The following is a 13,607-nucleotide window of genomic DNA, read 5'->3' as shown; positions in this document are numbered from 1 at the left end:
GCGAGCGCGATGACGGACCACCACGAATTCCTCACCGCAGCGGCGCAATTGCTCGGGGCCAAAGGCTTCACGCAGGACAATGATGCGCTGGAGCCATGGCTGACCGATTGGCGCGGACGCTACACCGGGCGGGCGCTTGCCCTCGCCTCACCAGCCTCGACGCAAGAAGTCGCTGAGCTGGTCAAACTGTGCGCGCAGCATTCCATCCCCATCGTTCCGCAAGGCGGGAACAGCGGCATGTGCGGCGGGGCAACCCCGGATGAAAGCGGCGCGGCCATCCTTCTCTCGCTGCGCCGGATGAACAATATCCGAAGCATGGACGCCGACGCGGGCCAGACCGTATGCGAGGCGGGCGTGATCCTGCAAACTCTGCATGAGGCGGCTGAGGCCAAGCAGATGCGCTTTCCCCTGACGCTGGGCGGCAAAGGCTCTGCGACCGTCGGCGGTCTGGTGTCCACCAATGCTGGCGGCACGCAAGTACTAAGGCATGGGACGATGCGCACTCAGGTGTTGGGGCTTGAGGCGGTGCTGCCCAATGGCGAGATTTTCGATGGGCTGACCGCGCTAAAGAAAGACAATCGCGGGTTTGACCTCAAACAATTGCTGATCGGGTCAGAGGGTACGCTGGGCATCGTCACAGCCGCCAATCTGCGCCTGCTGCCGGAACATCGCGGCCGGATCGCGGTGTGGGCGGGCCTGCCAAGCATCACGGCGGCTCGGACGCTGCTGCGCCATGTCGACCGCGCGATGGGTGACACGCTGGAAGGCTTTGAGGTCGTCCCCGACCACTGCCTGATCAATGTGCTCGATCATCTGCCGGATGCGCGCTCTCCGCTCACCCAAAGTCACGCCTGGTATGCGCTGATCGAGTTCGTCTCGACCGCCGATGATGCCGATGCCCTGCGCGAGCGGGTCGAGGCCATCATGGCCGATGCCTTTGAGAAAGACCTGCTCGAAGATGCCGCCATCGCTGCCAATGAAACCCAGGCGGAGCAATTCTGGCTATTGCGCGATTCGATTTCCGCCGCAGAGCGCGCCATTGGCCCGGCGATGCAGCACGATATCTCTGTGCCAGTGGAGAAAATGCCCGAATTTATCCTGAAGGCGATCCCGGCAGTGGAAAGCGCCTTTGCTTAGCACAACAGCGGCGGCCTTTGGCCATTTGGGCGATGGCAATGTCCATTTTCACGTCCTCGCCCCCAGCGGCGCTACACCGGGCACCTGGGAAGAAACCGAAGGCAAGAAAATCTCCAGCCTCGTCTATGAAATGGTGTGCGAATGGGGCGGCTCGATCAGCGCAGAACACGGCATCGGACAGCTCAAAGTGCATGAATTAGAGCGGCTCAGCGATCCCGCCGCGCTCTCAATTATGCGCAGCGTAAAGCAGGCGCTCGACCCCAAATCACTGTTCAACCCGGGAAAGCTGCTCATCAATCATTGAACCGTGCTTGCGCGCGGGCGCATGAACGCCTACAGCGCGGCCCGTTCGGCTTATAGCTTGCTATCCAGTCGCCCAAATTTTTCAGCACCGTAATTTTCGGAGAATCCTCATGGCCAGCGCGCCTCAGCCGCAGCTTCCACTGTTTTACAAAGACCTGCTCCCGCTTAACAGCAAGGAGCACAAGGATTGGAAGGTAAAGCCTTTCGACGATGCGTCTTTCCTCGCCGAGTCTCACGCAATCCCGCTGACCGTTGACGAATTCGTCGATGCCCAGCGTTCATACCCGATTGTGTTTACCGCTGGCGAAAACCCACTGCCGATTGCGCTGATGGGTCTTAACGAAGGCGTGAACACCTTCATCGGTGAAGACGGCAAGATGATGGCCGACAATTACGTGCCAGCTTACGTACGCCGCTATCCCTTCATGCTCGCTAAATTGCAGGAAGGTTCAGAAGAACTTTCGCTCTGCTTCGACCCAAGTTCAGGCGTCGTTGGCGATCACAAAGAAGGCAATGAGCTGTTCGATGACAAGGGCGAATCCAGCGAATACACCAAGAGCGTGCTCGATTTCTGCAGCAAGTTCGAAGAGTCCGGCCAGCGCACCCGCGCTTTCCTGGAAGAGTTGAAAAAGCTCGATATTCTGATGGACGGCGAGATTGCGATCACCCGCAACGACATGCCTGACAATCCATTTGTCTACCGCGGTTTCCGCATGGTTGACGAGAAGAAGCTGCGCGAATTGCCAGCGGACACTCTCGAGGCGCTGAACAAGAACGGCATGATCTTGCTGATCCACGCTCACCTGTTCTCGCTGAACCTGATGCGCACTCTGTTTGAGCGTCAAACCGCACAAGGCAAGATGCCTGAACCAACACCTGCGCCAGCTGCGGTCAACTGATCCGCACGACGCAGCTTCCTTAACGAAGCACTCAGGGCTTGGCCGGGGCTTGAACGAGCCCTTGCCAAGCCCTATTTATTTGGTGTCAGCAAGGTTGCCCTCATGACCGAGCTGACAGACCGCGCCAAATGGCGCGATCCTCCCTGAACCTTGGCCACCTCGTGCAATTTTGCACGGGGTGGTTTTTTATGTGGGATCAATTGGTTGGAGGCGAAAGTTCAGCAGACAGCGCCGCGCTTACTCGGCGGCTTGCGCAAACCGTCCATCATCGCCCAGGCGCGCTGTTTCCGCGCCAAGTTCTCGCACCAATCCGGCGAGCATTTTTGCCATTGGGCCTAGCCCGGCGCTGGGTTCCGCCATCCGGTCATCAAGATAGGTGGACCGGCACACTTCAACCTGCACCGCATGGATACCGCGCGCCGGCTGATGATTGCCGGTCGAGCACAAACCCGCCCGCATAGGGCCGGTTGTGCGCCACGGAATAGCCCTGAGCCTCAAGAAAGCGGAACGCCCGGTCGATCAGGCCGCCATTGCAAGACGCGCCGAATCTGTCGCCCAGCACCACTTTGGGCGCGCGGGATTGCGAATCCGAACGGCGCAGCGGCGGCATGGAATGCAAATCGACCAGCAGGGCCGCGCCCCAGCGATCGCGAATCCGCTCCAATTCCTGAGTCAAAAACGCATGATAAGGCCGGTGAATATTGTCGATCCGCTGTTGCAGCTCGCGGCGCGGCAAGGCGCTGCGCCAAATCTCGCCAAATCCCGGCAAACGGCGCGGGACCAGGCCCAGCCCACTGCGCGCGCGGCGATTGACCTGAGAATTGCGCACCATCGGCTTATCATCGCCGATAATCATGCCCCAATCGACATCCTCGCGGCTGCGGTTGAGGTCCAGCATCGCGCGCGGCGCATGCGCCACCATCAATCCGGTGCCTGTTTGCTTGGCAATGCGGCTCGCCAGCAGATCGACATAGCGATCCTCCAACCGCAGGGCCGAAAGCTCTGGATTGCGCATTTCCGCGAGTACTTTGGATGGATAGACCCGCCCGCCATGCGGCGCGGCAACGATAACCGGCAATGGCATGGAGCCGGGCGCAATAAAGCTGAACGCCGGGCCATGAGCATCGCCCGCGACCCTGCCGCCGCTTTCACGGCGCGAATCGTCCTGATTATGTTTGCTGAAAACCATAGCCATAGGTTTGCTGCCTGCTTTCGCGGGCCAAGTCAAAAACATCCCAATTACAGTAAATGCGATGATCCATGTCTCAAAGCAGGGCAATCGCATCTTCGGCTAGGATTTCTTAAGCTCGCGGTGCTATTGGATTCGCATGACGACAAACCCCTCCCCCAAGATCCTCCTCGCCGAGGATGAAGAAGCCATGCGCACCTACCTAGAACGGGCATTGACCAATGCCGGATATGAGGTGTCGACGGTGGATCGGGGAACCGAGGCGGTCCCATTGCTCGAAAAAGAGCATTTTGACCTGCTTCTGTCCGACATTGTCATGCCGGAAATGGATGGGATTGAGCTGGCGCAGCGTTGCGCCGAGATCAGCCCGCGCACCAAGGTGATGTTTATCACTGGTTTTGCCGCCGTTACCCTGCGCGCAAGCCGCGAGCAGCCGCATGCCAAGGTGCTATCAAAACCATTCCATCTGCGCGATCTCGTGCTTGAGGTGGAGCGCGTGTTTGAAGAGCAGCGCGAGGCGAGCCTTTAGAATTTAGTCGCGCGTGCAAGCTAATGGCTTGCGCGATTGAAAGAGCCGCGTTAATGCGCCGCTCCGCTATGAGCAATCATGGCGATCCTGATGGTGCGGGCGTATAGCTCAGGGGTAGAGCACTGTATTGACATTGCAGGGGTCCCAAGTTCAAATCTTGGTACGCCCACCATCACGAAACTCACGAAGACCCGCCCTTACCCGGCGGGTTTTTGTTTGCGCGTTTGAAATTGGGTTTTTGCGGGCATACGGGCGGCCTGCTTGGCGGTAGAATTGGGCCTTGGCGCGGGCAGCAAACGCTTTCCTACACACCGCGCTGCACGATATAGCAGCGCCCATGCTTAGCCCTCGCCTCTCATCGAGAAATCCGATCAAACAGGCCGCGTGTGATCGATTGGATTTTCGCGCTAAGACTGTGTTCCATCCGTTCCAAGCGTGCTTCAGCTGCGACGAACCGATAGTGGCCGTGAATGGCGCGAAAACACCCAAAACAATGGCATTTGGGGGCATGCTGACGCTTGAGGGATGGGCAAAAGCTGCTAAGGCCTGCGGTCAGGGATTATCTAACACAATCCGAACACACGAAATCCAATGAAGGACGGGACACTTCCCATGCAAAAAATCCAGGTCAAGAACCCGGTCGTTGAACTCGACGGCGATGAAATGACAAAGATCATATGGCAATGGATCCGTGAACGGCTGATCCTGCCGTATCTCGACGTTGACCTGAAGTATTACGATCTCTCGATTGAGAAGCGCGACGAAACCGACGACCAAATCACGGTCGATGCGGCGAACGCGATCAAAGAACACGGCGTTGGCGTGAAATGCGCGACCATCACCCCTGATGAAGCCCGCGTTGAAGAGTTCAGCCTCAAGCAGATGTGGCGCTCGCCAAACGGCACGATTCGCAACATCCTCGGCGGTGTTGTCTTCCGTGAGCCAATCGTGATCGACAACGTGCCGCGCTTGGTCCCAGGCTGGACCGACCCGATCGTGGTTGGCCGTCACGCCTTTGGTGACCAATATCGCGCAACTGACACGCTGATCCCTGGTCCTGGCAAGCTGCGCCTCGTCTTCGAAGGTGAAGATGGCCAGAACATCGATCTCGATGTCTATGAGTTCCAGTCATCCGGCGTCGCCATGGCGATGTACAACTTGGATGACAGCATCCGCGACTTCGCGCGCGCCTGCATGAACTATGGCCTGGATCGCAAATGGCCGGTCTACCTCTCAACCAAGAACACCATCATGAAGAAGTATGATGGCCGTTTCAAAGACCTGTTTGAAGAAGTGTTCGAAGCTGAGTTCGCCGACAAATTCAAAGAAGCGAACATCACCTATGAGCACCGTCTGATCGATGACATGGTCGCCTCCGCCCTGAAGTGGAGCGGCAAGTTCGTTTGGGCTTGTAAGAACTACGACGGCGATGTTCAGTCCGACACCGTGGCTCAAGGCTTCGGCTCGCTTGGCCTGATGACCTCCGTGCTGATGACCCCTGACGGCAAGACTGTGGAAGCGGAGGCCGCGCACGGCACCGTTACCCGCCATTTCCGCCAGCATGAGCAAGGCAAAGCAACCTCGACTAACCCGATTGCGTCGATCTTCGCATGGACGCGCGGCCTGATGTATCGCGGCAAGTTCGACGACACTCCAGAAGTCGTGAAGTTTGCTGAAACACTTGAGCGGGTCTGCATCGAAACCGTCGAAAACGGCGCGATGACCAAGGATCTCGCACTGCTCATCGGTCCAAGCCAGAACTGGCTGACCACCGAGCAGTTCTTCGAGGCAATCGTCACGAACCTAGAGAAGGAAATGGCGAACTGGTCGTAATATCGATCTTGCTTGATACAGGAGCGGCGCAGATGGCTGGTGATGCCATAGCGCCGCTTCTGGTCTGCTGACATGGCGGGCGAACTCTCCCTATCACCGATGATGAAGGATGCTTTGGTCATCCTAGGCGCCGCAGGGATCGTCATTCCGGTCTTCGCCAGGTTCCGCATCACGCCGATCATTGGCTTCATCCTGATCGGAGTCTTGGTTGGCCCTTACGGCCTCGGCACTCTGGTCGAAGCCGTCCCCAGCCTCAGACACGTCACGATCTCAGACCCTGAGCGATTAACGCCCTTTGCCGACTTCGGCATCATCCTGCTGCTGTTCGCAATCGGGCTAGAACTCTCATTTAACCGCCTGTGGCAATTGCGAAAACTGGTCTTCGGCCTAGGCTCACTAGAGCTGCTGATCATCGGCTCTGCGTCCGCTGCGTTCTTCGGTTATGTCAGCGGCATGGACTGGACCGGCGCGCTCGCACTTGGTTTCGCCCTCGCCTTCTCCTCCACCGCTATCGTGCTGCCGATCTCTGGTACAAAATCGCCGGTTGGCCGCGCGGCGCTATCCATGCTGCTGTTCGAAGACATCATGATCGTGCCGATCGTCTTCATCCTCGGCGCATTGGCCCCGCATGCCCAAGCCGAAGGTTGGAGCGGCCTTACCGACACGCTGTGGCAAGGCGGTCTGCTCATCCTAGCGCTGCTAGTGATCGGCCGCTTCGCATTGCCCCGCTTGTTCTCGCAAGCCGCGCGCACCAAGAGCCCTGAGCTGTTCCTCGCCGCCTCGCTGCTGGTCGTCATCGGTGCCAGTCTTGCGACCTCAGCAGTGGGTCTCTCGCCCATCGTTGGCGCGCTGATCGCGGGCCTGCTGATCGCGGAAACGGAGTATCACGGCGAAGTTGAGAGCATCATGGAGCCCTTCAAGGGCCTAGCGCTCGGCGTGTTCCTGATCACCATCGGGATGAGCATCAACCTCGCCACGATCTGGCAGAACCTCGCAGAGATCATGCTCGCAGTCGTCGGCGTGTTGGTCTTCAAAGCCATCGTCACCGGCGTGTTGCTGCGCCTGATGGGCGCGCGCAAAAGCACCGCAGCAGAAACCGGCGTGCTGATGGCCAGCCCCAGCGAGACGACGCTGATCGTCTTGGCCGCCGCGACCACGGCTCTCGTAGTCGACACAGAGACCGCGCAATTCTGGCAGATCGTCACCGCAATTGGCCTCACCATCACACCGCTACTCGCCCGCCTTGGCCGGGTCATCGCGCGGCGTGTGGAGCCGGTGCCCGAGCTCCCCGATAACGACGAGGACGAAGCGCGCACCATCATCATCGGCGCAGGCCGCGTCGGCCGCCTGATCGCGGACATGCTGGTGACGCACAATCAGCCCTACGTGACGCTCGATTCGGACCCCGACCTGATCGAACGCGCTGCGCGCGATGGCTACCGCTCCGCCTTTGGTGATGCGGCGCGCGGCGATGCGCTCTCCCGGCTCGGGATTGAGAAGGCACCCGCAATCGTGCTGACAATGGACGAGCCTGTCCTGGCACAGCGCTTGGTCACAAAGCTGCGCAAGAGCTATCCTGATCTACTGATCGTCGCCCGCGCGCGCGACACCGATCACGCGGCAGCGCTGTACCGTGCTGGGGCAAGCCATGCGGTGCCGGAAAACCTGGAAAGCTCGCTACAGCTATCGGAAGCCGTGCTGGTCGACATCGGCATTCCCATGGGCCCGGTCATCGCCTCTATCCACGAGAAGCGCGACGAATTCCGTGAGCGGTTGGAGCGCGACGGCAAGCTATCCAGCAAGCCGCAATTGCGCACCTCAACCAGCGCGCCTTAGCCTGCGCCTACCCGGCGATGGCAGCCTTGACCGCGGCCAGAGCATCGCTCGCTTTGCTGCCATCGGGGCCGCCGCCCTGAGCCATGTCAGGCCGACCGCCACCGCCCTTGCCGCCCAGCGCTTCTACGCCAGCGCGCACCAGAGCCGTCGCGTCAAATCGCTCGGTCAAATCGTCGGTCACCGCGACCGCAATCGCGGCCCGGCCATCGTTGACAGCAATCGCCGCTGCGATCCCGGAGCCAAGGCGGCTCTTCGCCTCATCAAGTAGAGGGCGCAGTTCCTTCGGACTCAGGCCATCGAGCACCTGACCGCTGAATGTCACGCCGCCAACATCCTCATCTGAAGTCGCCGGGCCATCACCAACCGAACCGCCTCCGCCAAGCGCCAGAGCCTTCTTCGCTTCGGCGAGCTCCTTCTCGAGCCGTTTGCGCTCATCAAGCAGCGCCGCGACCCGCGCAGGCACTTCCTCTGGCGCCGCGCGAATTGCGCTCGCCGCGGCCTTCAATGCTTCCTCACGCTCGACCAACCAATTGCGCGCAGCCTCGCCCGTCAATGCCTCGATCCGGCGGACGCCCGATGAAACGGCACTCTCAGAAATGATCCGAAACACGCCGATATCACCAGTAGCCGAAACATGCGTTCCGCCGCACAGTTCAACCGAGAATGAGCGACCTTCCGAGCCCGCACGTCCCATGGACAGCACGCGAACTTCCTCGCCGTACTTTTCGCCGAACAGCGCCAAAGCGCCCGCTTCCACCGCGTCATCCGGGCTCATCAAACGCGTGCCAACCGGCTCATTGGCTCTGATCTCAGCGTTCACTTCAGCCTCGATCACAGCGATATCTTCGGTCTCCAAAGGCTTCGGATGCGAGAAATCAAACCGCAACCGGTCCTCCGCAACCATCGAGCCTTTCTGCGTCACATGGCCGCCAAGCCGATTGCGGAGCGCCGCGTGCACTAGGTGCGTGGCCGAGTGATTTGAACGCACCTGCGCGCGCCGCACATCGTCCACTTCGAGATGCACATTGTCGCCGACCGACACTTCGCCTTCAGTTACTTCGATCTGATGCGCGTGCAGGCGTCCCAGTGGTTTCGCCGTGTCAGACACATTGGCGGCAAATCCGCTCGGCGTGCTGATACTGCCGGTGTCGCCGGTTTGCCCGCCGCTTTCGCCGTAAAATGGGGTTTGGTTCGTCAACAAAACGGCGCTTTCGCCAGCTTTGACCGATTGAACCTCTGCGCCGTCTTTCACGATCGCGACCACAGTCCCCTCGCCCGAGGTGGAATTGTAGCCGGTGAATTCTGTCGCGCCTTCGCGCTCTGCGATGTCGAACCACACTTCGCCCGAGGCCGCGTCGCCCGACCCTTTCCAAGCCGCGCGAGCCGCCGCCTTTTGGCGCTCCATGGCCGCTTCGAAACCTGCGCCATCAACGCCGATCCCGCGTGCGCGCAGAGCGTCTTCGGTGAGATCATAGGGAAAGCCATAGGTGTCGTAGAGTTTGAACGCGGTCTCGCCGTCGAGTTCGCCGCCCTCGCTCATGGCGCCTGTCGCTTCATCGAGCAGCTTTAGGCCCTTGTCCAAGGTCTTGCGGAACTGCGTTTCCTCGCGTTCGAGCACTTCCTGGATCAACGCCTGTCCGCGCGTGAGCTCTGGGTAGGCCTGCCCCATCTCGGTCACCAGCGCCGGGACAAGCCGGTGCATCAAAGGCTCGCTCGCTCCAAGCAAATGCGCATGCCGCATCGCGCGGCGCATGATCCGGCGCAGGACATATCCGCGGCCCTCGTTCGACGGCAGCACACCGTCCGCCATCAGGAAACTGACCGAACGCAAATGGTCCGCGATCACGCGGTGGCTCGCGACAGCATCGCCTTCGCTACCCACGCCAGTGAGTTGCTGCGAGGCCGCGATCAGCGCTTTGAACGTGTCGGTGTCATAATTGTTGTGCACGCCCTGCATAACAGCGGCGATGCGCTCCAAGCCCATACCGGTATCAATCGACGGGCTCGGCAGATCAGTGCGCTCGCCGCTCGCCTTCTGGTCGAACTGCATGAAGACGAGATTCCAAATCTCTACAAAGCGGTCGCCGTCTTCGTCTGGGCTACCCGGAGGGCCACCAAAGATATGCTCGCCGTGATCATAGAAGATTTCCGAACATGGACCGCATGGTCCGGTATCGCCCATTGACCAGAAATTGTCATTGGTCGGGATGCGAATGATCCGTTCCTCTGGCAGACCAGATATCTTGCGCCACAGATCGAACGCTTCGTCATCGGTGTGATAGACGGTCGCGGTGAGTCTCTCTGCGGGAAGGCCCCATTCTTTTGTAAGCAGCGTCCAGGCATTAAGGATCGCCTGCTCTTTGAAATAGTCGCCAAACGAGAAATTGCCGAGCATTTCAAAGAAGGTGTGATGCCGCGCAGTGTAGCCGACATTATCGAGGTCATTGTGCTTGCCCCCGGCCCGCACGCACTTTTGCGATGACGCGGCGCGCGGTGCGGGCGGGGTCTCCAGACCCGTAAATGCGTTCTTGAACGGCACCATGCCCGCATTCACGAACATCAATGTCGGGTCGTTATAGGGGACCAGCGGTGCACTGGGCACTTCAGCGTGGTCAGCATTCCCGAAGAAGTCGAGAAAAGAGCGGCGAATATCGTTTGTCGAAGTCATTGCGGGAATGCAGTTAGGCAATCACGCGGTCAGCGACAAGCCACCGCGTGATCAATGCACACTGAGTTCGCAATTCTTCATAAGTTCGGTGCTGCTTCAGACCGGCCCGCATCCGCCGATTTTGCATAGGCCAAGCGGAGAGCAGACGCAGAAAAGCCGGCATCGCCAAGGGGGATGGCGCATGCCGGCTTTCCGATTTTCCGAATGCGATAACCGCACTCGCTTGAGGATCAGTCGTCAGAGTCCGCGTCCGGCCCTGTCATCATCTCCTCGGCAACCTCGTCGGTGCGGCCGCGGATGGCGGCTTCCAACTGATTGCACATCTCTGTGTTCTCTTTGAGGAAGGTCTTGGCATTTTCACGGCCCTGACCAATCCGTACGCTGTCGTAGGAGAACCAGCTGCCTGATTTTTCTACGAGGCCTGCCTTCACGCCCAGATCGAGGATCTCACCGATCTTGGAAATGCCCTCTCCGTACATAATGTCGAATTCGACCTGCTTGAACGGCGGTGCGACTTTGTTCTTCACCACTTTAACGCGGGTCGAGTTGCCGACCACTTCGTCACGGTCTTTGATCTGGCCTGTACGGCGAATGTCCAGACGAACCGAAGCGTAAAACTTAAGCGCGTTGCCGCCAGTCGTCGTCTCTGGGTTGCCGTACATAACGCCAATCTTCATCCGCAATTGGTTGATGAAGATGACCATGCATTTGGAACGGTTGATCGACCCGGTCAGCTTGCGCAGCGATTGGGACATCAGCCGCGCTTGAAGGCCGACGTGGGAGTCGCCCATCTCGCCTTCAATTTCTGCGCGGGGGACAAGCGCCGCGACCGAGTCGACCACCAGCACGTCAATCGCATTGGAGCGAACCAACGTGTCAGTAATCTCAAGTGCCTGCTCACCCGTATCAGGCTGAGAGACGATCAGTTCATCAATGTCGACACCCAGCTTATTGGCATAGACTGGATCAAGCGCGTGTTCCGCATCGACGAAAGCCGCCGTGCCGCCAGCCTTTTGAGCCTCTGCAATCACATGCAGTGCCAAGGTCGTCTTACCCGAACTTTCTGGGCCATACACTTCAATAACGCGGCCCTTAGGTAGCCCGCCAATACCAAGCGCGATATCCAGTCCAAGCGAACCACTTGGAATGGATTCAACATTCATTGCTTCGCGAGAGCCGAGCTTCATTGCTGAGCCTTTACCGAAAGCGCGATCTATTTGCGCAAGTGCAGCGTCGAGCGCTTTTTGACGGTCCACGGTCTTTCCTTTTTCTACCAATTTCAGACTTGCAGACATCGCATGGCCTCCTTGACTTGCCTAGGGCCGACAAATTGTTATCGACCACCCCTTGTGGAGACAGCTTGTACCCACTTTGTTCCATAAGAACAAGTAGGGAACATGAGAAATCGTGTCTGGCGGTTCAGATGAAACACGCAAACATCTGAAATTACATTGGAAAAGCCGCAGAAAAAAGTTAGCTGGGGTCTCGAATTGACCACCGGAACGTGCGTTCCGAGTTGGCTGGAACATCCACTTCCGCAATAATCCGGCCATCTTTGATGCGAGTCTTAGCGCCTTTGAGACGCACCTCCCAAATGGCCGAGTCGCCAAGATCAAGCCGAACACTAATCGGATGCGAATTGGCGTTGGTGATCTCCGCGCCATTTCCGAACCAGCTGTTCATATTGCCGGTCGTCACTGGGCCAGGGGCGGGTAGGCATTTCGAAAAGACCTGATTGCTCTCACCCATTTCCAGCTCGACGTCCTGATCCTCAGCGTAATCGCGCATATCAACGTCAGCGACCAATTGCGGACCGAAGCTGCTCGGTTCGAACACAGTGAGGCCGCCCTGAGGCAACGCCACGCCCAGCCCTCGTTCAGTCTCGTTCTTGGTAACGAGCAACATGCCTGCGCGTTCAAAACCAGGATTGGGCTGCCCTTCACCCGTGACCGAAAATCCACAGCTCACCGTGTAAAGATAGCGCGCATCGACCTCTTGCCGATTGAGAAAGGCGATCTGTTTGAGCCCTTTGGCTGAGACATTCACCCTCTCTGGCACGCGGTACAGCTTAAGGTCGCCAAGCTGTTCTTCCACCGCTTGCATGACTTCCGCTTCGCCAACGGGACCCGCCGCGTCGGCCATTGCCATCACTGGTGAAGGAGCGGAGAGCTTCATCCGAAACTCATTGCGGCGGCCATTCACCACGATCGACTGAGGCGATGGAACCGGAGAACCAGCAGCCGTGCTGCCAATTGGATAGCATGTTAGGCGCAGTGGAGCAGCCCGAGGCGGAGTCGCAAGGCTGCGGAAATCACTGACCACGCTGAGCGAGCCTGCAATCACCAACAATTCTGCATCGTCAAAGCTTTGGCCATTGTCATTGAGGATCGTGAGCCAGCTCATCAGGCCGAGTTTGAAATTGCCGTTCTCCCCTCGCCGCGCTGCGCCCGCGGCCGCGCCGTCCTCCGGGTCAGGCAAGGTTGCAACGTAATTGGCCTGCCAATCGAAGCCCCATGCGAGATAGGTCAGGACGACTTCATATGTCCCCCCGCTCGCATCCTGGGTATCGATGGTGAAGATGGGTTTGGCCGAAAGACCCTTTGGCACGCCGTCAAAGGTCAATCGCTCTGGCAAGCCAGCGCAGCGCACCGCCTCATATCCTTGGTCGGTTTGCAGCACCAAACCGCCATCCGCGCGCGTGCGCACGATCGCGGATTGAGCCTCTTCCACACCGGTCGCAGGATTGGTCCGCGTCAAAGTCACACGGTTGCCGAGCGCGCCGTTCACAAGAGCCGCGGGTGAGAGGAGGTCCGCATTGCGGTTCTTCTCAATCGTTCCGCCGGGCAGGCCAGAGACGATTGCGCTGACGCCGACCATACCCTCGGCCACACCTTCAAAGCGGATGGTCGATTGGCCAGGCGGCAGAGTGACCGTGCGGGTCTCGCTGATCATGGCGAAACCTTGCGGCCAACGGCGGTTCATCTCTTGGCCAAGCTGCCTACGCGGATCGCGGTAGACGGTGACCGAAAGCGATTGCGGCGCAGAAGCGTCGACGGCCTGCCGCGCTGGCGGTGCTTGGACTTGGGGTGCAACTTGCGCTTCGGGCGAGCTGACCGCCGGGCTGTCCTGCGCGGCGGCAGGCAAGCCGACAGCCGCGCTGGCCATTAGGCCAAGCGCCAATCCAATAGATGCGGGGCTCCGCATGATCGCCCG

Annotated in this window: 9 protein-coding genes, 1 tRNA gene and 1 pseudogene; 6 read left to right on the top strand and 5 right to left on the bottom strand. The window is 59.2% G+C overall.

The annotated features are described in order from the left end of the window. Positions 1-9 precede the first annotated feature (9 nt). Together AC0V6U_RS04790 and AC0V6U_RS04785 are read left to right on the top strand one after the other, a co-directional pair. A pseudogene (locus AC0V6U_RS04790) lies at positions 10-1,441 on the top strand (FAD-binding oxidoreductase). 109 nt (positions 1,442-1,550) lie between these two features. Then, positions 1,551-2,339 carry a SapC family protein gene (locus AC0V6U_RS04785; protein ID WP_472645053.1) on the top strand — a complete coding sequence of 263 codons (789 nt, stop codon included), beginning with the start codon at positions 1,551-1,553 and terminating at the stop codon, positions 2,337-2,339. Positions 2,340-2,576: 237 nt separating this feature from the next. Here AC0V6U_RS04785 and AC0V6U_RS04780 read toward each other — a convergent pair whose 3' ends face one another. Both AC0V6U_RS04780 and AC0V6U_RS04775 read right to left on the bottom strand, forming a co-directional pair. Further along, positions 2,577-2,729 carry a hypothetical protein gene (locus AC0V6U_RS04780; RefSeq protein WP_472645052.1) on the bottom strand — a complete coding sequence of 51 codons (153 nt, stop codon included), beginning with the start codon at positions 2,727-2,729 and terminating at the stop codon, positions 2,577-2,579. Between the two features lies 1 nt (position 2,730). Then, positions 2,731-3,534: an N-formylglutamate amidohydrolase gene (locus AC0V6U_RS04775; protein WP_472645050.1), complete on the bottom strand. Its 804-nt coding sequence runs from the start codon at positions 3,532-3,534 to the stop codon at positions 2,731-2,733. 133 nt (positions 3,535-3,667) lie between these two features. Between AC0V6U_RS04775 and cpdR the strand changes: the two genes are divergently transcribed. The 4 genes from cpdR (at position 3,668) to AC0V6U_RS04755 (ending at position 7,726) form a co-directional block, all read left to right on the top strand. Continuing rightward, positions 3,668-4,057, top strand: coding sequence for a cell cycle two-component system response regulator CpdR (gene cpdR / locus AC0V6U_RS04770; RefSeq protein WP_472638918.1), 390 nt, complete (start codon positions 3,668-3,670; stop codon positions 4,055-4,057). Between the two features lie 97 nt (positions 4,058-4,154). Further along, positions 4,155-4,229 (top strand) — tRNA-Val (locus AC0V6U_RS04765). 440 nt (positions 4,230-4,669) lie between these two features. Next, complete coding sequence (locus AC0V6U_RS04760) at positions 4,670-5,890, top strand: NADP-dependent isocitrate dehydrogenase (protein WP_472645049.1); 1,221 nt, start codon at positions 4,670-4,672, stop codon at positions 5,888-5,890. Positions 5,891-5,962: 72 nt separating this feature from the next. Beyond that, positions 5,963-7,726 carry a cation:proton antiporter domain-containing protein gene (locus AC0V6U_RS04755; RefSeq protein ID WP_472645048.1) on the top strand — a complete coding sequence of 588 codons (1,764 nt, stop codon included), beginning with the start codon at positions 5,963-5,965 and terminating at the stop codon, positions 7,724-7,726. Positions 7,727-7,733: 7 nt separating this feature from the next. On the opposite strand, the gene alaS is transcribed toward AC0V6U_RS04755, so the two are convergent. The 3 genes from alaS to AC0V6U_RS04740 form a co-directional block, all read right to left on the bottom strand. Then, positions 7,734-10,394 carry an alanine--tRNA ligase gene (gene alaS, locus AC0V6U_RS04750; RefSeq protein ID WP_472645046.1) on the bottom strand — a complete coding sequence of 887 codons (2,661 nt, stop codon included), beginning with the start codon at positions 10,392-10,394 and terminating at the stop codon, positions 7,734-7,736. A 230-nt stretch (positions 10,395-10,624) separates the two neighbouring features. Then, the gene (gene recA / locus AC0V6U_RS04745; protein ID WP_472645045.1) at positions 10,625-11,689 is read right to left on the bottom strand and encodes a recombinase RecA; all 1,065 of its coding nucleotides are present in this window, start codon (positions 11,687-11,689) and stop codon (positions 10,625-10,627) included. 178 nt (positions 11,690-11,867) lie between these two features. Beyond that, positions 11,868-13,598: a DUF4139 domain-containing protein gene (locus AC0V6U_RS04740; protein ID WP_472645044.1), complete on the bottom strand. Its 1,731-nt coding sequence runs from the start codon at positions 13,596-13,598 to the stop codon at positions 11,868-11,870. Between the last annotated feature and the right edge of the window lie 9 nt (positions 13,599-13,607).

It is taken from the genome of Erythrobacter sp. W36 (assembly GCF_057364935.1).
The sequence above is the reverse complement of the archived record's forward strand: the minus strand, read 5'-3'. Positions and strand labels throughout refer to the sequence as shown.

Excerpts from the sequence above, each read along its gene's own strand:
- AC0V6U_RS04785 (WP_472645053.1), top strand. The coding sequence starts at position 1,551 with ATGGCCAGCGCGCCTCAGCCGCAGCTTCCACTGTTTTACAAAGACCTG.
- AC0V6U_RS04775 (WP_472645050.1), bottom strand. The coding sequence starts at position 3,534 with ATGGCTATGGTTTTCAGCAAACATAATCAGGACGATTCGCGCCGTGAA.
- cpdR (WP_472638918.1), top strand. The coding sequence starts at position 3,668 with ATGACGACAAACCCCTCCCCCAAGATCCTCCTCGCCGAGGATGAAGAA.
- AC0V6U_RS04760 (WP_472645049.1), top strand. The coding sequence starts at position 4,670 with ATGCAAAAAATCCAGGTCAAGAACCCGGTCGTTGAACTCGACGGCGAT.
- AC0V6U_RS04755 (WP_472645048.1), top strand. The coding sequence starts at position 5,963 with ATGGCGGGCGAACTCTCCCTATCACCGATGATGAAGGATGCTTTGGTC.
- alaS (WP_472645046.1), bottom strand. The coding sequence starts at position 10,394 with ATGACTTCGACAAACGATATTCGCCGCTCTTTTCTCGACTTCTTCGGG.
- recA (WP_472645045.1), bottom strand. The coding sequence starts at position 11,689 with ATGTCTGCAAGTCTGAAATTGGTAGAAAAAGGAAAGACCGTGGACCGT.
- AC0V6U_RS04740 (WP_472645044.1), bottom strand. The coding sequence starts at position 13,598 with ATGCGGAGCCCCGCATCTATTGGATTGGCGCTTGGCCTAATGGCCAGC.